Annotated in this window: 24 protein-coding genes; 12 read left to right on the plus strand and 12 right to left on the minus strand. The window is 45.2% G+C overall.

What is annotated here, in order from left to right; genetic code table 11:
* Positions 1 to 88: 88 nt before the first annotated feature.
* From P3L44_RS16495 to ureG, 7 genes are read left to right on the plus strand one after another with little or no spacing between them, the layout of a single operon-like run.
* Positions 89 to 925 (plus strand): urease accessory protein UreD, encoded by an 837-nt coding sequence (locus P3L44_RS16495; protein WP_140171549.1) that lies wholly within the window; start codon positions 89 to 91, stop codon positions 923 to 925.
* A 20-nt stretch (positions 926 to 945) separates the two neighbouring features.
* Positions 946 to 1248: an urease subunit gamma gene (locus tag P3L44_RS16500; RefSeq protein ID WP_004908484.1), complete on the plus strand. Its 303-nt coding sequence runs from the start codon at positions 946 to 948 to the stop codon at positions 1246 to 1248.
* An 8-nt stretch (positions 1249 to 1256) separates the two neighbouring features.
* Complete coding sequence (locus P3L44_RS16505) at positions 1257 to 1580, plus strand: urease subunit beta (protein ID WP_102137870.1); 324 nt, start codon at positions 1257 to 1259, stop codon at positions 1578 to 1580.
* 2 nt (positions 1581 to 1582) lie between these two features.
* Positions 1583 to 3286, plus strand: coding sequence for an urease subunit alpha (gene ureC, locus P3L44_RS16510; protein WP_140171548.1), 1704 nt, complete (start codon positions 1583 to 1585; stop codon positions 3284 to 3286).
* Between the two features lie 22 nt (positions 3287 to 3308).
* Entirely contained in the window at positions 3309 to 3791 is a 483-nt protein-coding gene (ureE, locus tag P3L44_RS16515; RefSeq protein WP_140171547.1) for an urease accessory protein UreE, read from the plus strand.
* Between the two features lie 21 nt (positions 3792 to 3812).
* Positions 3813 to 4478, plus strand: coding sequence for an urease accessory protein UreF (locus P3L44_RS16520; RefSeq protein WP_140171546.1), 666 nt, complete (start codon positions 3813 to 3815; stop codon positions 4476 to 4478).
* Between the two features lie 9 nt (positions 4479 to 4487).
* A complete protein-coding gene (gene ureG, locus P3L44_RS16525; RefSeq protein ID WP_004908472.1) occupies positions 4488 to 5105 on the plus strand; it encodes an urease accessory protein UreG in 618 nt (205 codons plus the stop codon).
* 44 nt (positions 5106 to 5149) lie between these two features.
* Here ureG and hypE read toward each other — a convergent pair whose 3' ends face one another.
* From hypE to hypF, 12 genes are all read right to left on the minus strand, one after another.
* Positions 5150 to 6166: a hydrogenase expression/formation protein HypE gene (gene hypE, locus P3L44_RS16530; RefSeq protein ID WP_272661599.1), complete on the minus strand. Its 1017-nt coding sequence runs from the start codon at positions 6164 to 6166 to the stop codon at positions 5150 to 5152.
* Entirely contained in the window at positions 6167 to 7279 is a 1113-nt protein-coding gene (gene hypD, locus P3L44_RS16535) for a hydrogenase formation protein HypD (RefSeq protein WP_272661598.1), read from the minus strand.
* A complete protein-coding gene (gene hybG, locus P3L44_RS16540) occupies positions 7263 to 7559 on the minus strand; it encodes a hydrogenase maturation factor HybG (protein ID WP_272661644.1) in 297 nt (98 codons plus the stop codon). The genes hypD and hybG overlap by 17 nt, the downstream gene beginning before the upstream one ends.
* A complete protein-coding gene (hypB, locus tag P3L44_RS16545; RefSeq protein ID WP_272661597.1) occupies positions 7550 to 8590 on the minus strand; it encodes a hydrogenase nickel incorporation protein HypB in 1041 nt (346 codons plus the stop codon). Before hypB ends, hybG begins: the two co-directional genes overlap by 10 nt.
* Positions 8591 to 8680: 90 nt before the next feature.
* Entirely contained in the window at positions 8681 to 9022 is a 342-nt protein-coding gene (gene hypA, locus P3L44_RS16550) for a hydrogenase maturation nickel metallochaperone HypA (RefSeq protein WP_102137877.1), read from the minus strand.
* A complete protein-coding gene (gene hybE / locus P3L44_RS16555) occupies positions 9015 to 9506 on the minus strand; it encodes a hydrogenase-2 assembly chaperone (protein WP_140171542.1) in 492 nt (163 codons plus the stop codon). The genes hypA and hybE overlap by 8 nt, the downstream gene beginning before the upstream one ends.
* Entirely contained in the window at positions 9496 to 9993 is a 498-nt protein-coding gene (locus P3L44_RS16560) for a HyaD/HybD family hydrogenase maturation endopeptidase (protein ID WP_140171541.1), read from the minus strand. The genes hybE and P3L44_RS16560 overlap by 11 nt, the downstream gene beginning before the upstream one ends.
* On the minus strand, positions 9993 to 11696 hold the full coding sequence (gene hybC / locus P3L44_RS16565; protein ID WP_140171540.1) for a hydrogenase 2 large subunit: 1704 nt from the start codon (positions 11694 to 11696) through the stop codon (positions 9993 to 9995). The genes P3L44_RS16560 and hybC overlap by 1 nt, the downstream gene beginning before the upstream one ends.
* Positions 11693 to 12880, minus strand: a complete 1188-nt coding sequence (hybB, locus tag P3L44_RS16570) for a Ni/Fe-hydrogenase cytochrome b subunit (RefSeq protein WP_140171539.1) — start codon at positions 12878 to 12880, stop codon at positions 11693 to 11695. The genes hybC and hybB overlap by 4 nt, the downstream gene beginning before the upstream one ends.
* Entirely contained in the window at positions 12864 to 13850 is a 987-nt protein-coding gene (gene hybA / locus P3L44_RS16575; RefSeq protein ID WP_140171538.1) for a hydrogenase 2 operon protein HybA, read from the minus strand. Before hybA ends, hybB begins: the two co-directional genes overlap by 17 nt.
* 2 nt (positions 13851 to 13852) lie before the next feature.
* Positions 13853 to 14971: a hydrogenase 2 small subunit gene (gene hybO / locus P3L44_RS16580; RefSeq protein ID WP_125890382.1), complete on the minus strand. Its 1119-nt coding sequence runs from the start codon at positions 14969 to 14971 to the stop codon at positions 13853 to 13855.
* A 606-nt stretch (positions 14972 to 15577) separates the two neighbouring features.
* The gene (gene hypF, locus P3L44_RS16585; protein WP_272661596.1) at positions 15578 to 17854 is read right to left on the minus strand and encodes a carbamoyltransferase HypF; all 2277 of its coding nucleotides are present in this window, start codon (positions 17852 to 17854) and stop codon (positions 15578 to 15580) included.
* A gap of 442 nt (positions 17855 to 18296) precedes the next feature.
* Here hypF and nirD point away from each other — a divergent pair, with 442 nt between their 5' ends.
* The 5 genes from nirD to P3L44_RS16610 are packed head-to-tail and all read left to right on the plus strand — an operon-like array spanning position 18297 to position 21578.
* Positions 18297 to 18611, plus strand: coding sequence for a nitrite reductase small subunit NirD (gene nirD, locus P3L44_RS16590; protein ID WP_094961062.1), 315 nt, complete (start codon positions 18297 to 18299; stop codon positions 18609 to 18611).
* A 2-nt stretch (positions 18612 to 18613) separates the two neighbouring features.
* Positions 18614 to 18922 carry a recombinase-like helix-turn-helix domain-containing protein gene (locus tag P3L44_RS16595; RefSeq protein WP_004257971.1) on the plus strand — a complete coding sequence of 103 codons (309 nt, stop codon included), beginning with the start codon at positions 18614 to 18616 and terminating at the stop codon, positions 18920 to 18922.
* A 57-nt stretch (positions 18923 to 18979) separates the two neighbouring features.
* Positions 18980 to 20020 carry an aromatic ring-hydroxylating oxygenase subunit alpha gene (locus P3L44_RS16600; protein ID WP_140171689.1) on the plus strand — a complete coding sequence of 347 codons (1041 nt, stop codon included), beginning with the start codon at positions 18980 to 18982 and terminating at the stop codon, positions 20018 to 20020.
* Complete coding sequence (locus P3L44_RS16605; RefSeq protein WP_140171536.1) at positions 20013 to 20768, plus strand: SDR family oxidoreductase; 756 nt, start codon at positions 20013 to 20015, stop codon at positions 20766 to 20768. The genes P3L44_RS16600 and P3L44_RS16605 overlap by 8 nt, the downstream gene beginning before the upstream one ends.
* Before the next feature lie 33 nt (positions 20769 to 20801).
* Positions 20802 to 21578 carry an IclR family transcriptional regulator gene (locus tag P3L44_RS16610; RefSeq protein ID WP_140171535.1) on the plus strand — a complete coding sequence of 259 codons (777 nt, stop codon included), beginning with the start codon at positions 20802 to 20804 and terminating at the stop codon, positions 21576 to 21578.
* Positions 21579 to 21674 lie beyond the last annotated feature (96 nt).

Below are 21674 nucleotides of genomic sequence, written 5' to 3' on the forward strand. Positions count from 1 at the left end.
GCTTTTACATCATAAGTACCCAATTTTTGTTAGGGGTATAGCTAAACATGTTCGCGTATTTTTAGTTGACTAAGTTGCAGGAGAAAGTATGTCTGATTTTTCAGGATCAGGCTGGTTAGCTGAAATCTTTTTACGATATGAACTAAAACGTGGCGTCACCCGCTTAACGGATAAACAACATATCGGCCCTTTAATGGTTCAGCGGTCATTCTACCCCGAGCAAGGTATTGCACACACGTATTTACTTCATCCACCCGGTGGCGTTGTCGGGGGGGATAAACTTCTTATCAATATTGATGTTCAACCACATGCCCATGCGTTATTGACCACGCCTGGAGCAACAAAATTTTATCGCAGTGCGGGCGGTGTTGCGCGGCAAGTACAAACCTTAACGGTGGCACCTAATGGGTTCTTAGAATGGTTGCCTCAAGAAAACATTTTTTTCCCTGAGGCGCAAGTTCACATAGAGACCCATGTGCGGATCACCAGTTCATCAAAATTTATCGGCTGGGAAATCCAGTGTTTAGGCCGCCCGGTATTAAACGAACAATTCGACAACGGCAATATTCGGGGGCGCTTGCAATTTTATATTGATGACAAGCTCACCTTGGCGGAATCTATCTTTATCAATGGTTCTCAAAAACAATCGGCCGTCATGCGTGAGTTTCCCATGTTCGGCTCTTTATATATCTACCCCGCCAGCGATGAATTGAAAGCTGAACTTCAAGATAGCTTAGCCTGTTTTTTCTCTACCGATGTTAGGCCGCTTGAGTATGGGCTAACTAATGTGGACGGTATTTTAGTTTTGCGGCTATTAGGCTCTCAAACCGAGCCAATAATGGCCTGTTTTGCCCATATTTGGCAGGCAACAAGACAATACTGGTTAGGTTATTGTCCTGAGCCACCGCGTATTTGGGCAACGTAAACGTTTTTTAGGAGCAAAAAATGGAATTAACCCCAAGAGAAAAAGACAAATTATTACTTTTTACGGCAGGCCTCGTCGCAGAAAGACGCTTAGCGCGTGGATTAAAGCTCAATTACCCTGAGGCCGTCGCGCTAATCAGTTGTGCGATTATGGAAGGCGCCCGTGATGGTAAAACGGTTGCCCAGTTAATGAGCGAAGGTCGAACCGTGTTAACCGCAGAGCAGGTCATGGAGGGGGTGCCAGAAATGATCAAAGACATCCAAGTGGAATGTACATTTCCTGATGGCACAAAGTTGGTTTCTATCCACGACCCAATTGTATAGGTGGCAACATGATCCCCGGTGAAATTAAAGTCAATCAAGCTTTAGGCGACATCGAACTCAATGCAGGTCGAGAAACCCAAATAATCCTCGTTGCAAATACAGGCGATCGCCCGATACAAATTGGCTCTCACTACCATTTTTACGAAGCAAACGAAGCGCTAAAATTTGCACGTGAAGGCACGCTTGGGTTTCGTTTAAACATCCCAGCTGGAATGGCTGTTCGTTTTGAGCCCGGACAGAGTCGCACTGTTGAGTTAGTCGCATTTAGCGGTAAAAGAGAAATTTACGGTTTCCATGGCAAGATCATGGGAAAATTAGAGAGTGAGAAATAACCATGAAAACCATCTCACGGCAAGCCTATGCGGATATGTTTGGCCCAACAACGGGTGACCGCTTGCGCTTAGCTGATACAGAATTATTTCTAGAGATCGAAAAAGATTTCACCACCTATGGTGAAGAGGTCAAGTTTGGTGGCGGTAAGGTCATTCGTGACGGTATGGGGCAAAGCCAAGTGACCAGCGACCAATGCGTTGATGTGATAATCACCAACGCCATTATTCTCGACCATTGGGGCATTGTTAAAGCCGATATTGGCATTAAAAATGGCCGCATTGCGGGGATTGGTAAAGCCGGCAACCCTGACGTGCAACCGAATGTTGATATCGTGATTGGCCCCGGTACTGAAGTCGTTGCAGGCGAAGGTAAAATTATCACCGCGGGTGGTGTTGATACCCATATTCACTTTATTTGCCCACAACAAGCTGAAGAAGGCTTAGTGTCTGGCGTCACCACCTTTATTGGTGGAGGAACCGGCCCTGTCGCAGGCACCAATGCCACGACCGTCACGCCGGGTATTTGGAATATGTACCGCATGTTACAAGCCGTGGACGAACTGCCGATTAATGTCGGTTTGTTTGGCAAAGGCTGCGTGAGTAAACCCGAGGCTATCCGCGAACAAATTGAAGCGGGAGCTATCGGCTTGAAAATCCACGAAGACTGGGGGGCGACCCCGATGGCCATCCATAACTGCTTGAATGTAGCTGATGAAATGGATGTCCAAGTCGCTATCCACTCAGATACATTAAACGAAGGTGGCTTTTATGAAGAAACTGTAAAAGCTATCGCGGGGCGTGTCATTCACGTGTTCCATACGGAAGGTGCTGGTGGCGGCCATGCCCCTGATGTGATCAAATCGGTGGCCGAGCCCAATATTCTGCCTGCGTCAACTAACCCAACCATGCCATACACCATTAATACCGTTGATGAGCATTTGGATATGTTGATGGTTTGCCACCACTTAGACCCATCTATTCCTGAAGATGTGGCTTTTGCTGAGTCCCGTATTCGCCGTGAAACCATCGCCGCTGAAGATATTTTGCATGATATGGGCGCCATTTCAGTCATGTCTTCGGACTCACAAGCCATGGGGCGTGTTGGTGAAGTAATTACTCGTACTTGGCAATGCGCACATAAAATGAAATTACAGCGCGGAACCTTAGAAGGCGATACACCAGAGAACGATAATAACCGCATCAAACGCTATGTGGCGAAATACACTATTAACCCCGCTATCGCCCACGGCATTGCCCATGAGGTTGGGTCGATTGGAAAAGGAAAACTCGCGGATATCGTCTTGTGGGATCCCGCCTTTTTTGGCATTAAGCCTGCCTTGATCATGAAAGGTGGCATGGTCGCTTATGCCCCTATGGGGGATATCAACGCAGCGATCCCAACGCCTCAACCCGTGCACTACCGTCCAATGTTTGGCGCATTGGGTAAAGCCAAATACCAAACATCGATGATTTTTATGTCGAAAGCGGGTATTGATGCCGGCGTTCCTGAAAAACTCGGTTTACAGAGCAAAATTGGTCGTGTGGAAGGCTGCCGAAATATTAGTAAGGCATCCATGATCCACAATAGTTATGTGCCACATATTGAGCTGGATCCGCAGACTTACATCGTAAAAGCCGATGGTATTCCATTAGTTTGTGAACCTGCGATTGAGCTGCCAATGGCACAGCGTTACTTTTTATTCTGACCCCCGACGAAAGAGCCAGAACATGAAAAAATTCATTAAAATTATAGATAGCCACCAAGCATCGCACACCGAGTTATCCTTGTGTTTAACTATGGATGAGCGCACAAAGAGCCGCTTAAAAGTCACCTTAAGCGACGGTCAAGAAGCAGGGTTGTTTCTGCCACGTGGTACCGTGCTTAAAGAAGGCGATATTTTAGCCACTGAAGACGGTGAGTTAGTCACCATCGAAGCGGCAAAAGAGCAAGTATCAACCGTTTATAGCGATGACCCACTGCTGTTAGCGCGTGTTTGTTATCACTTAGGTAACCGTCACGTTCCACTGCAAATCGAAGCCGGCTGGTGTCGTTACTTCCATGACCATGTCTTAGATGATATGGCACGAGGGCTTGGCGCGACCGTCAGTGTGGGTTTGGAAAAATACCAACCAGAACCGGGGGCTTATGGTGGTTCATCCGGTGGGCATCACCACCATCATCACGATCATGATGACCATCATCACCATTAATTATATTTGGGAAGTTTATCCATGTTAGCGGATTTGCGTTTATATCAATTAGTCAGCCCGTCTTTGCCTGTTGGGTCATTTACCTATTCCCAAGGCTTAGAGTGGGCCATTGAAAAAGGCTGGGTAACCACGCCTGAAACGCTAGCAAGCTGGTTAACAGCGCAAATGACCCATGCGATTGCGACATTGGAACTCCCTGTTTTACGGCAAATTCACGCCCACTTATTAAGTGCCGATATGGAAAAAGTTACCTATTGGTGTGAATTTATCATTGCCAGCCGTGAAACCAAGGAACTGCGGTTAGAGGAGCGCCAACGTGGTATTGCTTTTGCCCGCTTACTGCCTCAACTAGGTATCGAACTTGATACAACCACATTGACCTGCGTTAAACAAACGCAGCTTATGGCGTTTGCCCTTGCCGCAGTCAATTGGAATATTGATATCGACAAACTCTGTAACGCCTATGCATGGGGCTGGCTGGAAAACACCGTGATGTCCGGCGTTAAACTCATTCCACTCGGCCAAAGTGCGGGGCAACACATTTTGTTCACTCTAACCGAGCGCATTCCTACCATTGTCTCGCAATCGGCCACATGGCCTTTAGAAGATATCGGCAGTTTTACACCTGCACAAATTATTGCCAGTAGTCGGCATGAAACCCAATACACACGACTTTTTCGTTCATGAGAAAATGCTATGCAAGAATATAATCAACCCTTAAGAATTGGTGTCGGTGGGCCGGTCGGCTCAGGAAAAACCGCATTATTAGAAGTGTTATGTAAAGCCATGCGCGACACTTACCAAATAGCGGTTGTCACCAATGATATTTATACCCAAGAAGATGCCAAAATTTTAACCCGTGCCGAAGCATTAGATGCAGACCGCATTATTGGTGTTGAAACTGGCGGCTGCCCTCACACAGCTATTCGTGAAGATGCATCAATGAACTTAGCCGCAGTTGAAGAGCTCGCCATGCGCCATAAAAACCTCGATATCGTATTCGTGGAAAGCGGCGGCGATAACCTGAGCGCGACCTTTAGCCCAGAGCTGGCTGACTTAACCATTTATGTGATTGATGTAGCTGAAGGCGAAAAAATCCCACGTAAAGGCGGCCCGGGGATCACTCATTCCGATTTATTGGTGATTAACAAAATTGACCTTGCACCCTATGTCGGCGCCTCATTAGAAGTGATGGAAGCCGATACCGCAAGAATGCGCCCAGTAAAGCCCTATGTGTTTACTAACTTAAAGAAAAAAGTCGGCTTAGAAACCATTATCGAGTTTATTATCGATAAAGGTATGTTAAGACGTTAATAGATTTGAACGCCCTATAGGTTTTATCTATAGGGCATTTTCAATTAACAAATACGGGGTAAAGGCTCACTGTGGGGTAAATCTAATAACCTTGATGTACCGAAGATCCCAACCAATTTGACTTGTTTTTGCTCAGTCACACAACCAATCGTGGCTGCATCTTTCCCTAATGGGTGTTGGTGTAGTGCAGCAATCACCGCACTTTCCGCTTCAGGTTTCACCACAATCACTAATTTGCCTTCATTCGCAAAGTTTAACGGCTCTAAACCTAATAGTTCGCACACGCCCCTAACTGCTGAAGAGACAGGTAAATCGCCTTCATTAACAGCGATTCCACAGCCGCTAGCTTGGGCAAATTCATGTAGGATTGCCGTTACACCACCACGAGTTGCGTCTCGTAATGCCCGAACGCCGTCAATTTCACGTAGCGGTGCTATCAATGGCGTTAATACTGCACAATCACTGCAAAGCTCCGCTTCTAACCCAAGTTGTTCGCGTAGGTTTAAGATAGTGGCGCCATGGTCACCCAACGTACCACTAACAATCACTTTATCCCCCGCTTGAATATGCTGAGCTCCCCACTGGATATTGCTCGGGATCACACCAATACCGGCCGTATTGATAAAAATTTTGTCTGCCGCCCCGCGCTGCACGACTTTGGTATCGCCGGTCACAATATCCACACCCGCAGCCGCTGCCGTTGCCGCCATGGATTCCACAATTGAGGTAAGTTCAGAAAGTGGAAAGCCTTCTTCTAAAATAAAACCGCAAGAAAGGTATTTGGGGATCGCACCACTGACTGCAACGTCATTCACTGTGCCGCAAACGGCTAATTTACCAATATTGCCCCCGGGAAAGAAAATCGGGTCGACGACATAGCTATCAGTACTGAATGCTAAGCGGTCGCCTAATACGGTCATTTCCGCCAGTGCTAGCCGAGCTTGGTCTTCCCGCTCATTCAACGCTTGGTTAGCAAATGCTTGCAAGAACAACTGTTCAATCAATTGCTGCATGGCCTGCCCACCACTACCATGTGCCATCGTCACCACATGATTACTCATTTATACCTCCCGACGATACTGGTAATAAGCTGCACAGGCGCCTTCAGAAGAAACCATTAGTGCGCCAAAAGCCGTTTGTGGCGTACAACGGCGCCCAAACAACGTACATTCGTTCGGTTTACAGCGCCCGGTTAACACCTCTCCACAACGTGCTTGCGGGTCATCCGCCACTTTATGGGGTTGTACCTGAAAACGTCTCTCTGCATCAAAAAACTGATAGTCTTCAGTTAATTGAACCCCTGAACCTGCTATTTCCCCCAGCCCGCGCCATTCACTGGTTTGTTTAAGTTCAAAAACTTCCTCTAACGCCTTCAGTGCCAATACGTTACCGTTATCGGCCACAACACGCTTATATTGGTTTTCTACCTCACAACGGCCATCGGCGATTTGGTCAACTAACATGGCTAATGACTGCAAAATATCTAGGGGTTCGAACCCTGTGACCACCAGCGGTTTATAGAAATCATCCGTAATAAATTGATAAGGATGGGCACCAATCACCATACTGACGTGCCCCGGCGCTAAAAAGCCGTCAATGCGGACATCCGGCTGTTCTAGTAAGCTTTTTAACGTTGGGATAATGGTAATGTGTTGGCAAAACACCGTGAAATTATTTAGCTGGCGGCGTTTCGCTTGCTGCAAGGTGATTGCCGTGCTTGGCATGGTGGTTTCAAAGCCTAAACCAAAGAAAACCACTTGCCGATGAGGATGCTGCTCTGCTAATGCCAAGGCATCTAGCGGTGAATAAACGATGCGGACATCCGCTCCATTACGCTTGGCGTCAAGTAAAGAGCCCTTTTCCCCCGGCACACGCATTGCATCGCCATAAGTACAAAAGATAACCTCAGGGTGCTGTGCAATTTCAATACAGCCATCAATTCGCCCCATTGGCAAAACGCACACAGGGCAACCGGGCCCATGAACAAATTCAATTTCGGCGGGTAATAACTGGTCAATACCAAATTTAAAAATCGCGTGGGTATGGCCTCCACACACTTCCATGAGTTGTAATGGGCGCCGTTTTGCTTGGGGTATTTCATTCACCCGTTGATGAATATGCGCCAATAGCGCTTTTGCAAGAACAGGGGCGCGAAATTCATCGACGTACTGCATCTGTTGCTCCTGCATTTAAACCACTAAAATCGCTAACTTCGTGGTCTAGCTGACTCATCGCGGTTAACGCATCCAAGGTGGATTGCGCTTCTTCTTCATTGATGATGCTCATGGCAAACCCGACGTGTACCAATACCCATTGGCCTAATAAATCAGTGGTTTCGCCTTCACAAATTAGGCCAATATTCACATCGCGTTTTACACCACAAACATCCACTTGAGCGAGTTGGTGAATATCTTCACCAACTGCAACTATCTTGCCCGGAATACCTAAGCACATAGCTGTGTCTCCAACCATGCCAGCCATGCATCCATCCCTTCGCCACGTGTCGCAGACACTTGAATAACTTGGATATTGGGGTTCACTTGCTTGGCATTGGCAATACACGCATCGACATCAAAATTCAGGTATGGCAATAAGTCAATTTTATTCAATAACATAATATCTGCTGCCGCAAACATATGTGGATATTTGAGAGGTTTATCTTCCCCTTCCGTGACCGACAGCACCGCCACTTTATGGCGCTCGCCCAAATCAAAGCTAGCAGGGCACACAAGATTTCCCACATTTTCAATAAATAACAAGCTGTTATCTGCTAACTCTAAACGTGCTGTTGCATCGTGCACCATTTGTGCATCTAGGTGGCAGCCTTTTCCTGTATTCACTTGAATCGCAGGCACACCCGTTTCGCGGATCCGCTGTGCATCATTGGTGGTTTGTTGGTCACCTTCAATCACTGCGCAATTGATTTTGTCACGCAGCCTTAACAGCGTTTCCGTTAATAAGGTGGTTTTTCCCGAACCCGGGCTAGAAACGAGATTTAGCGCTAAAATATTCTTCTGGTTAAAATCGTCACGGTTATGCTCTGCCAGATGGTTATTTTTATCTAACACATCCATCTCAATTTGTAGCATGCGTTTCTGGCTGATCCCCGGTGCATGTGTACCTGCTTCACCGTGGCCATAATCAAGGTCATGGTGCTCTCCAGCCGGTTTAAAACTTGTCTCGGCCGTTTGATAAATGTGTTTGTGCTTATGTTTGTGTTTATGCTTTTTAGACTTGCTTTCAGCAGGTGCGGGCTCATATTGGTGATAATGGTTGTGGACATCACCTTGATGATAGTAATGGTGATGAATAACCACGGTTTGCCCATGAGGTTCATGATCATGATGATGGTCGTGATCATGGCCGTGATGGTGGTCATGGTCGTGATGATGATCGTGACCGTGATGGTGGTCGTGAGCATGGCCGTGATGGTCATCACCCTCGATTTTGCGCTCTCCCGATGCACATCCACAAGTACTGCACATAAGTTTCACTCCCAACAGCTAAATTGTTAAATTAGGTTAATACATAATCCATAGGGTCTGGTTGATACACCTCAAGCTCACCTCAAAAAGCTATTCCACTTCCAACTCTTTGATACGTAAACTCTCCCCACTTTCCACTTTCAGGTTCAACCCCTGACAGCATGGACAAACTGATTGATGGCTGTCTATTTCCACTATTTCACTGCAATCCCAACACCATGCTTGTGCGGGCTGGTAAATAATGTGAAGCTGGCAGCCTTCTGCAACCGTACCACGGCAAACGACGTCAAAACTGAAGCGAAAGGCACTCTCTTCGACACAAGAGAGCGCACCGATTTCAAGCCAAACAGCAGTGACTCGGTTAACTGCATTTTTTTTCGCCTGCTGTTCAATAATTTCTATCGTACTTTGGCATAACGAAACCTCATGCATCCTGCCCCCTTAAGTGGCGGGTAAACAATGCTCTGCGTTCAGGTGCTTGAGGAATATTTGGGTCACTCACTGGAAGCGATAACAAAATTCGCTGACAATCATCCGCCAAGTGAATACCTTGCTTCGGTGTCATTTTCTTTTCTAATGGCGACATTAATGAGCAAGCAACATATTGAGTTAAACCGTCTAATTCACCCACGGTATACGTCATTTCACCATAGGGGAGGATTAACCCGACCTTGTCACCGACCATGCGACGAGGCCAATATTGTTCAGGCCCCGGTAGAATAATCGCACTGAGCATCCATGGCGTGATCACCACGCCCACCCATTGCCCGTCAAACAGTGAAAATTCACTGGCATGCACTGGCATCGTCGGATGCAAAAATGACAAATCATGCATCGATTGTTCAGCAACCCGCGTAAATGCGGCCTCCACCAGAGACCGAGGGTTAGTGTCATAACCTAAGATTTCATCCGGCATGCAAACTCTCTTCTTTTGCTATGATTTCCAAGCCTTCGCTTCGCAAAACCTCAATGACCTTTTGTAAAGCTGGCTCTAAAGCAGCCTGCCCAGTTACTGTTAAACCAATATGCGGTTCGAGGGATTCAGGCACGACGCCAACTAATGTTAGCTTCTGTGGGAATTCATCGGTTAAATGCAAAGCTGATAGCACATCTGATAAACCGAGTTGATGCGGAGAAATTTTACGCGTAAATAACGCAGGAACTTCGTCATCGCGTAAGACTAAAATCGAGCCAGCCTGCTGGCTCGATAACACGACGTCGGCAATAATTAAATGGTCTCTATCCGCCATTGGGCCAATCAATTCCATTCCTGCCGTTCCACCATCAAGTACTTCTACGCATTCAGGTAGATGATAGCGTTGTTCTAAAGCCTCAACGATGCGTACCCCAATTCCTTCATCGCTGAGCAGTATATTGCCAACACCTAAGACTAAAATACGCATTACAGCACCTTAACCTTAGTGACTTCGCCACCTTCAGGGTCAACAATGTGCACCGCACAAGACATACAAGGGTCAAATGAGTGAATGGTTCGCACCACTTCAAGGGGTTTAGCGGGGTCTGCTATAGGGGTTCCTACCAATGCTTGCTCATAAGGGCCTGGTTCATCATTAAAATTACGCGGACCTGAGTTCCAAGTGGATGGCACTACCGCTTGATAATTTTCAATTTTACCGTCTTTGATCACCACCCAGTGCGACAATAAACCGCGAGGAACTTCCCCAAAACCTACCCCTTTAATCGTGGCATTTTCAGGGAAATGTGGTTTCACAAAGGTGGTGTAATCGCCTTTTCCTATGTTATCGACCAGCGCTTGCCATTGAATAGACAGAGTTTCATTCAGCACACAGCAGCGAACACTGCGTCCGATAATTCGGCCCAATGTGGAATGCAGTTGATCCACACCAATCGTATTGCCCGTCAGTGTTTGGTACAGGTTTACCACATCATTAAAGTGTTTTTCTGTCGGTTCATGTTTTGCCGCTAATTTACACAACAAATCAGCGAGCGGCCCGACTTCAACGGTTTTATCATAGAAAGTTGGTGCTTTTACCCATGAATATTTACCGTCATCATCCCAACCGGTGTAATCCGGGTTCGTAGTACCTTCCCACGGTGCTTGTGGCTCATTTTCTTTGTACCATGCATGTTTGCTACTTTCTTTGATGCCGTTGATCAAATACTCATCTGTATGGCTAGTAATGGGGCGATAAGTACTAAAATCGCTGTTTTCTAAATAGCCACCCGGTAAGAGGAAACTTCCGTTTTTACCGTCCATTGGCATTTCAGGCATACACATGTAATGTTTCGCACCTTGACCGACTTCAAGCCATTCAGGGTAGCCTGCTGCAATCACCGCTGCGTCAATCTTATACACTTGCTCAATAAAATCCCCTAAACGGTCAATAAAGGATTTCACATACATCAAGCGTTCAAGGTTCAGAACCCCGACACCATCAAGGTTAATAGGGTTTGCCACACCACCAACTGCAAGGTTTTGAATATGGGGTGTTTTCCCCCCTAATAACGCCACGATACGGTTAGCATCTCGTTGACATTCGAGGGCTTGCAAATAGTGAGCGACGGCAATTAAGTTCACCTCCGGCGACAATTTCATCGCTGGGTGCCCCCAATACCCATTGGCAAAAATACCCAATTGCCCACTGGCAACCAATTTTTTAATTTTATCTTGAACTCGCGTGAATTCTTCTGGGCTATTCAATGGCCACGTCGAAACGCCTCTCAAAATTTCTGCCGCTTTATTTGGGTCTGCACTCAGCGCAGAGGTGATATCCACCCAATCTAACGCCGATAATTGATAAAAATGGACAATATGGTCTTGAATAGTATGCGCGGCTAAAATCATATTACGGATATACTGCGCATTCACTGGCACATCAATATTTAAGGCGCTCTCAATCGTGCGTACCGACACAATACCGTGCACTGTGGTACAAACCCCACAAATACGCTGCATGATCATCCATGCATCACGAGGGTCTTTTCCTTTGACTATCTCTTCCATACCACGCCACATCGTGCCTGAAGCCCAAGCCTTGGTGACTTTTCCATCTTCAATTTCACAATCAATGCGTAAGTGACCTTCGATACGAGTGACTGGGTCTATTGTTATACGTTGGCTCATGCTTTACCTCGGGCCTCTGAATGGCTCATCGTTGTTTTTTTCAATGCTGGAATAACAGGTAATAAGCGGATCAATAAGATATAAGCGCATACCTCTATTGCCACAAAACCTATTGAAATTAAAAGTTCTTCTGTTGTTGGGAAATAATCGTATCCGCCCCCAGGGTTGAATGCAACGAGGGAATAGCTCATCCGCCACATGGCCGCCCCAATCAACATGCTTAAACCGCTTGCATATAACCACCGTGAATCATTTCTCAATGATGGCATGCGGAAAATAATCAATGGGAAAACCATTAATGCGGTTTCTATCCAGAACATCATGGCGTAGAAATCGGTATTGAAGATATGGTGCAACTTGCCCCGATAAATTAGTTCACCGAAACGGCAGACCAAGAACAGCACTAACAATACCTGCAAGATCCGAGTGATACGCACAAACAGTGGCCGTTCATCAGCGCCTTGCCCCCGCAACGCGGCTTGGAGCAATGACCCTTCGAAAATCACAATGGAAAAGCCCATAATGAATGCAGTCAGTAATGAGAGTAGTGGCAACATTTCATAACTTTGCCAAATAGGATGGACTTTATGCCCTGCTGAAATCATCAATGACCCCATTGATGATTGGTGCATCATTGGCAGTAATGCGCCAAGAGCAATAATAAAGAACATCGCTTTATTTAGACGTTTTAACGAAACCTTCCAACCAAAGCGCTCACACAGTGCGGGGGCAAATTCTAACGCCATCACCCCGATATAAATCGTCATACACACTGCGGTTTCGAACAGCACCGAATTGGTGTTAAAGAAACCGGGGATGTAAAAGTAAGGCAAGTTCCAGTAGCGGCCTACGTCAATAGTGATGGACAAACCACCGAGAGAGTAACCGAACAAGCTGGCTAATAATGCAGGGCGCACTAACGGATGATATTCACCGCGGTTAAATACGTACACCGCCCAAGCCAGTGCCCAACCGCCACAAGCAAAACCGGTACCAATTAGTAAGTCAAAAGCAATCCAAATCCCCCAAGGATAGCCACCATTTAGGTCAGAAACTGAGCCCAAACCGAAGACCAAGCGTTTAACAATCAAGATGACACAAATCAGCACCAATGGCCCAAAGACCATGATTGGCCAACTGACTAAACGCCCGCCTAGCGGCTGCTCTTTATGATGCGTCGTCATTTGAGTCATCTCCTTCGTGTTTATCATTTTTGGTATTGCGGTACACCAAGAAACTCAACCCTGCCAACGCTGCGAGCGGCAGTACCATGCCTTTATAAAGCGTGTGCTGCACATACTCAGAACGGGCTCCTGTGGACAACTGTTCTAACTCAGGCAGCCCAAGGTTTTGATAGGGTACACCTGAAAGAACAATAACTTGCGTGCCACCGCCTTCGAGCTCGCCATACACATGAGATTCGTATTTCGGCACTTTAATCACATTCGGGTCATTACTGTGCAAAGTTTGACGTGGATAACCGTACTCATCACCGACTTTGAGTGTTAGACGCTTTTTCGCTTCTGCGAGTAATTCTTCTCGCGTTCCGAAAATCACCGCGCCCGTTGGACAAACTTCAACACAACCGGGTAAGCCGCCTTTATCTAAACGTTCGACACCTTTTTGGTTACATAACTCGCATTTATGAATTGCGCCAAATTTGTCATCGTAGGCATATTTCGGAATATTAAAAGGACACGCCACCATGCAATAACGGCAGCCGGTACATACGCTGGCATCGTAATGAACAATGCCAGTTTTTGGGTCTTTCTTCAGGGCTTGAACAGGGCAAACCGACACACAGTTAGGGTCAACACAATGCATACATTGTTTTTTAATGTAGGCGTAACCGTCTTTTCCTTGGTCTTTATGAACGCCTGTTCCACTGCTCCAAACCTGAATAATATTGTTGGTATAAGGGGTGAGTTTGTCATTATTTGACCAAGTTTGTTCCCCGACCGGGTTACGTTCCGGATGGTTAATATCTTGGCATTTTGTCACGCATGCCTGACACCCAATACACAGGGTCGAGTCATATAGCATTCCCAAAGAATTGGGAATCGGCGGGCGGTTTTCTGGCCCCGCCAAACTGGGTGAACTTCCCGCAAGTAATGCTCCCCCAGCGGAAAGTTTAAGAAAATTTCGTCTATTCACGGTTATTCTCCCCGTGAGTCAGTATCTTGTTGGCGTTTTTGACGGCCTAGCTCACGTACCGCCATCACGCTGACTCCAGCCACTAACCCGACAACACCACCGATTAGCCCCACAGCCGTAGATGAAATTTGGCCACCTTCGCGGTTATTGACATCCGGTTTATCCGCCCGTGGTGTTGGGTTTTCCACACTCGCCAACTGATGGATCGCTTTGTGAAAGCCCACATTTTCTTCATTACAACCATAACAAGGGTGACCAATTGCCACAGGCCAGACACCGCCGACATCGCAGAATTGCAATGTTGAGCAGTTCCCGTAAGTTTCAGGCCCCTTACAACCTAAATGGTATAAACACCAACCTTCACGATGACCATCATCACCGAACTCTTTTGCGAAGCGGCCCGCATCAAAATGAGGACGACGCTCACAGTGTTCATGAATTAAACGACCGTACGCGAACATTGGGCGATTTTTACTATCCAGTTTTGGTGGGCGATTAAACGTAATTAAGTGCGCGACTGTCGCAAGGAAGTTATGTGGATTAGGTGGGCAACCAGGAATATTGATAACTGTTTTGTCTTTAATGACTTGATCTAAACCCACGGCTCCTGTTGGGTTATCACCTGCAGCAGCGACGCCCCCCCACGAAGCACAAGAACCAATCGCAATCACGGCCGCAGCGTTTTCAGCCACTTCGCGGATATGCTCAACAATCGGTTTACCTGCAACCATGCAGTAAATACCACCATCTTTCAATGGGATAGATCCATCAACAACTAAAACATATTTCCCTTTATACTTCTCCATCGCATTATGTTTATTTTGTTCAACTTGCTCACCAAAGGCGGCAGACAGCACCTCGTGGTATTCCAATGAAATGGTATCGAGAATTAAATTTTCCAAGGTCGGGTGGGTAGAACACAGTAAAGATTCCGTACACCCCGTACACTCTTGGGCACCAATCCAAATGACCGGTGGTCGTGCTGGGTCACTAATAGATTCAGCAATTTGGGCGGCAGCCTTCCCGCTTAACCCCATTGTTGCTGCCAGTGCTGTACATAACTTCATAAAATCACGGCGATTAATACCATGAGAAGAAATAATAGAGTTATCTCCTATCATTCTTTTTTCCTATTATTATGGGTGGCTTAGAACCTATTCATTAGGCAAATTCTGTTTATTATCTTAAGGTTATAGATACTACAAAGCCCTGTGTACAAATGATGCACACACCTTTGGCTTGTATTTGTCTATTTAAAAAAGTAAACAAAACCAAGTCTAATGAAATAAATTCTTATTTAATTAACCTGATGCATAAATATAAAATAAGATCCTATTCCTACCGCTCCTAAATCATTTGATCTTCATCAATAGGCAATAAGAAATTTTATTTTTTTTATATATTTGCTAGAAAAATCGATTCAGTAACCTGTGTTAAAACAAGAGGGAAAATATAAAAAAATAGATTTGATTTTCAATACTGCGTTATACATCACATCATTTAAAATAAAAAACCATTTATTTTTCATTATAATACTTAGATTCATTATCGTAATATAATTAATTAAGCAGAATAGGTGTATTAATAATAATCCAACTATTAATATAAAAACAAATATGTTAAATAAGAATCAATATCAAAAATACAATATAATCTATTAAAATGAAAAGCTGAAAAATAGGTAGATATACAATCCTATAAATATAATACTGCCCATCAGTAATAGATTAATTTTTCAACATCGCAGAAGCGATAGCGACTTGCCCCAATGATAGCCCACCATCTCCCATAGGAAATTGTTTTGCATATAACACATCGAACTCAGATAGGTTATTCACTAATAGTTCTCGCAATAGTTGGTTATGAATCACACCACCTGACAAAACAATTTTCTTAGTACCATATTGGTTCGCTGATTTCCTTGCTAGCTCAGTAAAACCTTCCGCTAACGCTACATGAAATGCATGTGCGCGTTGTGGTTTAGGCGCACAGTACGCCATCCATTGCTGCCAAAATGTATGTAAATCTAATTGTTGGCCAACTAACGGCATAGTGACCGGATGTACGCTCACGGGAGATTTCATTGCAATCGCTTCCAGTTGACAAGCGGCCTCCCCTTCCCAACTAGTTTGTGCCGTACAAATACCTAACGCCGCAGCAACCGCATCAAAAAGCCGCCCAGTAGATGAAGCCGTTGGGCTATTAATTCCTTTATCAATCGCCTTTTGTAAGCCTTGCCAAGGAAATGACATTAAATAAGCAACGCTCTCTTGCTTTTGCCACTGGGGGACAAATTGTAAACAATGCGCAAGGAAATTACGCCATGGCTGCCGAGAAGCTAATTCCCCTCCCGGCAGTGCAACTGGGGGCAAGCCTCCTAGGTATTGACTGGATTTATAACCCACTAGTAAGCATTCACCTCCCCATAGCCGGTGGTCATCACCATACCCCAAACCATCCAAAGCTAACCCAATGACTTTACTTCCATTTAGTGGTAAACCATGCTCAACCATTACCGCTGCGATATGCGCATGATGATGCTGCACTTTTATCAATGGGATTCGTAATTGCTGTGATAACGCCTCGCCATAGCGCGTACTCACATAATTAGGATGCATATCAGAAACTATAGCGGTTGGCGTAAAACGATAAATAGATTCAAATAATGCAATCGCAGACTGGTATTGTTCAAAAATATCCATGTCATCAAGGTCGCCTAGGTGTTGGCTCATTACTGCACTTTTGTCTCGCAATAAACAAAAGGTATTTTTAAGATCAGCCCCTAAAGCCAGTATTGGTGGGGAATTTTCAAACCCTTTAGGTAAATCAATCGAATCAGGGACATAGCCCCGCGCACGACGGAGCATTTCCGCTTGCCCATCATGATAACGCACCAGTGAGTCATCTGCACGTTGGACAATATCGCGGTTATGAGTGAGGAAAAAATCAGCAATATCCGTTAAATCAGCCAGAGCAGCTTGCTCACTCAACACAGGGGGTTTTCCTGATACATTTCCTGACGTCATCACTAGTGGGCGATTAACTTGTGCCATCAATAGGTGTTGCAACGGATTAGACGGCAACATGACACCGACTTCCGCTAGGTTTGGTGCAATATATTGGCTTAGTTCAGAATTTTTCCAATTTTTAATCAATACAATCGGGGCTGCTGGGCTTTTTAATAATGCACGTAGCCCATCACTAGGCGGAATATTGTGCAACTCTAACCAATTCAGTGATGGGATCATTACCGCCAGTGGCTTAGTTGGGCGACATTTACGAACGCGCAAAGCCTCTACTGCGTCATCATGACTCGCATCACAAGCAAGGTGAAAGCCCCCGATCCCTTTAATAGCAACAATTTTCCCTGCCAATAGCTGCTGAGCTGCCAAGACTAATGCGTTCTCTTTATTTGCAATCGTTTTTCCTGATGAGTCGCATAATTTAATTTCAGGGCCACACACCGCGCACGCATTTGGTTGTGCATGAAATCGTCTATCTGCTGGGGATTGATATTCCTCTAAACAATTAGGGCACAAAGGAAAATCGGCCATTGCGGTATTGGGTCTATCATAAGGCATATGACGAATAATAGTGAAACGGGGGCCGCAATGCGTACAGTTTGTAAACGGGTAATGAAAACGCCGATTTGATAGGGCAAAAAGCTCTTGTTGGCACGCATCACAAGTGGCAGCATCTGGAATTACTTGCGTGTCCATTTTACCTTCACCACTACGGCGAATAGTAAAAGTATCGGGTAATTTATCCCATTGAAAAGGTTGCGGTTCAATACTTTCTATATGGGCTAATGGCGGACAATGTTGGTACAATAACTGAGTAAATTCAGTGAGATCCGAACCAATACATAAACGCACTAGCACCCCTTCACCATCATTACAAACATCACCTAATAATTTGCATTGGTGGGCTAACTGCCAAATATAGGGGCGAAACCCCACACCTTGCACTTTCCCTTTGATGCGTAACTGTATACCACTTTTCACTGAGATATCCCCTTAGCACTGTGAGGGTATTTTCGCGCTAAAACATAAAAAAAACTTCACTTGAGATCAAGGAAATAAAAGTGAAATAATTTATTTGAATATACCATCAATAGGATATTAAGAGCTTATATGCAATATCCTATTGATATTAATTTATATATTGAGCTTATTATTCTATAGATTATTTTTCACATTTCTCCATGACTTCCTTCCCAAACACCATAAACGAGTAGTCCTATTTGAATAAACCTATCGAAAGTTTCTCATATGAAACCAAACTCCATCATAACCTCGACACACCCCACATTTTGAAACGAATATTTTACATTTAACCAACATTTGATTGACTAATAATCACCCATACAATTAATCTGGTTTTAAATAAAAAACAATGTTTCGCATATGAAACAAAATGTTACAACACATTCAAAAGGAGAAAACCATGAGCTGGATTGCTGTCTGCGATGTCTCACAAGTTCAAGAAGAATTTCCTTTTTCAGCCAAAGTTGATGATGCCGAAATTGGGATCTTCTTAGTTGAAGACCAATATTATGCCTTAGAAGATGTTTGCCCACATGCCTATGCCCTGTTAAGCCAAGGTTTTGTTGAAGATGGCAAAGTGGAATGCCCATTACATGAAGCCGTTTTCGATATTAAAACGGGTAAATGTTTACGCGAACCTGGTGGGCGAGATCTCAAAACCTACCAGACACGCATTCACGATAACCGAATCGAAATCAGTTTGATTGAGGAGTAGAAATGGAACCTATTCAAAATATTAATCCGTATTTACCAGCAAATAATCAAATTATCCCAGCACGAGAAGGTGGTAAAGGCAGTATCCAAGCGCCAGGAAGTGCACCGAATATCGTTTGGCAAACACGTTCACGTATGCCTGATGAGTATGAAAACAAACTCATTTTTGCACTGGAAACGCTATTCGCTGCAGGCACTGAATCACTTGAAGAATTAGTTAGTGCATTAAATCAACAGCAATTATATGACCGACAAGGGCAACCTTGGTCCACAAGCAGTTTCCGCGAATTTCTTCTCGTCAATGGTTACTAGCACATTGTCATACTAAGAAAAGAAAACAAAAACACCTTTGATAAACGGAAGCAAATGATGATGACAAATACACAACTTCAAAACTACCAAGATTATCTGGATGTCGGATTACGCGGGCAATGGTACCCCGTATTATCCAGTTGGGAAGTCAGTAGTAACCCTATCGGTATTACTCGCTTAGAAGAACAAATCGTGCTTTGGCGTGATGATAAAGGCCAAATTCATGCCTTAGAAGATAGATGCCCTCACCGTGGTGCCCGTTTATCAATGGGTTGGAACTTGGGTGAACGTATTGCCTGCTGGTATCACGGTGTCGAAGTCGGTGGAGATGGCGTCGTTAAAGATGTTCCAGCGGTCAGCCAATGCCCTCTTGAAGGCCAAAAATGTTTAAAAACCTATCCCGTTCAAGAAGTCCATGGTGCCATCTTTCTCTATTTTGCGGTAATTGACGGTGAAACACCTCCCACCCTCGAATTTCCTGAAGAATTAGCTGATGACGAAAACCACAGCAATTTCCTCTGTACTGCATCGTGGAAATGCAATTACCAATATGCACTAGAAAACGTGATGGACCCAATGCATGGCACTTACCTCCATTCATCATCACACTCAATGGCGGAAGGTGACAAACAATCAGAAATGATCCTAGAAGCAACAAAAAATGGCTTTATTTTCCGTAAAAATGACCAAATAGGTGTCAACTTTGACTGGGTGGAATTCGCGAGTACGGGTGCAAATTGGCTGCGTTTATCTATCCCATATCAAAAACGCTTCGGCCCTGGTGGGCACTTTTGGATTATCGGCATGGTCGTACCTGAAGACCGTCACCATACTCGTGTTTTCTTTTGGCGTATTCGCAAAGTGAAAGACTGGCAACGTGATTTATGGCGCTTTATGTACCGCAACCGCCTAGAAGGACTGCATTGGGATGTTTTAGAACAAGATCGCATTATTTTAGAAAACCTCACACCAAATGCACGTGATAAAGAATTTCTTTATCAGCACGATGTGGGTTTATCCCGCCTACGCCGTATTATGCAACGCGAAGCGAAGAAGCAGTTTGACTTAATCAACAATAAGGAAACTGAAAATGCATGATATCTTGGCAGGAAAACGCATTGTAATCACAGGAGCTGCGAGAGGACTTGGCTTGAGTTTCGCACAAGCCGCCGCAGAACAAGGTGCTCAAGTTATCTTGTGTGACATCCTAGAACAACGATTACAAGAAAGTGTCGAGTCCTTACAACAACAAGGGTTTGAAGCCCAAGGTGTTTCTCTCGACTTAGCGGATCCTGACTCAATCACTCATGCATTCAACAGTATTGGTCAACAAGGCGCAATTGATGGGCTGATTAACAATGCGGCTCTGGCAACCGGAGTGGGTGGGAAGCTGCTCGACGAATATGACTTGGCGCTATGGGATAAGGTCATGACAGTGAACGTCAGAGGAACGTGGCTAGTCACCAAAACCGCTCTCCCCTTTTTAAAGCAGAGTTCCCGCGGCAAAATTATCAATATTGCCTCTGATACCGCACTTTGGGGAGCCCCCAAGCTAATGGCTTATGTCGCCAGTAAAGGGGCTATCATCAGTATGACACGCTCAATGGCACGTGAACTCGGTGTTCACCGTATTTGCGTCAACGCGATTGCCCCTGGGCTCACTAAAGTCGAAGCGACCGAATACGTTCCCGCTGAGCGCCACCAGCTATATGAAAATGGCAGAGCATTACAAGGAGAGCAGATGCCCGAAGACGTTACGGGAACCGCTTTGTATTTGCTTTCGCCCATGGCCGATTTTGTCACAGGCCAGCTAATCCCAGTTAATGGTGGCTTTATTTTTAACTAATTTCGCCATTCAGTCGGTAAAGAGGTGAGGACCATGAATTCAACGTGTAAATATCTAGTACCCGGTTTGGAAAAAGGGCTACAGCTTCTTCTGTTACTCGCTCAACAGCATCGCGAATTGACATTTGCAGAGATCCTCCGCTTAGTCGATATGCCCAAAGCAACGGCTTACCGTGCGATCCAAACCTTAGTGCACTTGGATTTCCTCGTCCAACATCCACGTACTGGAGCATTTTCATTAGGCCGCAAAGTACTCAGCCTTGGTCTTGGCTATATTGCCTCACTCGATTTAACCCAGTTAGGCCAGCCCATTATCGAGCAACTCAGAGACCGAAGCCAATGTAACAGCCATTTAGTCATTCGAGATGGTCGGGACATTATTTATATCGCCAGAGTCAGTGGCGCAGAATCAAAGATTAACCATGTTAGCGTAGGCACGCGTTTATCAGCGCACCGAACCTCACTGGGTCGAATGCTACTCAGCGGGTTAACTCGCGCTGAATTTGATGCGCTTTACCCTGATGATGAACTCCCCGATAACGCAGGCTGTAAGCAGGAATTTTGGCAAATGATCCAAGCTGACAAACTGCGAGGCTATGTGATTGGTGAATCATTTTATCGTCGAGGAATTTCATCCATTGTTTACCCTGTTTATAACCAAGCGAATGGCGTAGAAGCGGTGATTAGCATCATGGTGCCAATGAATAGCATCCCTGCACAAGAGTGCCGGCGATTACAAAATGAAGTGAGCTATGCAGCCCAAAAACTCACTGAATTTATTGGTGGCATGAGCCAAGCAAAAGCCGTTTAGCGTTAACCAAATATCATCCACACATTTTTAGGTTTATTGCCATAAGCCTCAGGTTCTTTTTGTCCAAAAAAACCTTTGGCAATAACACCAATCGAT

Source organism: Providencia sp. PROV175, assembly GCF_032707045.1.
GTDB classification, from domain to species: Bacteria; Pseudomonadota; Gammaproteobacteria; order Enterobacterales; family Enterobacteriaceae; genus Providencia; species Providencia hangzhouensis.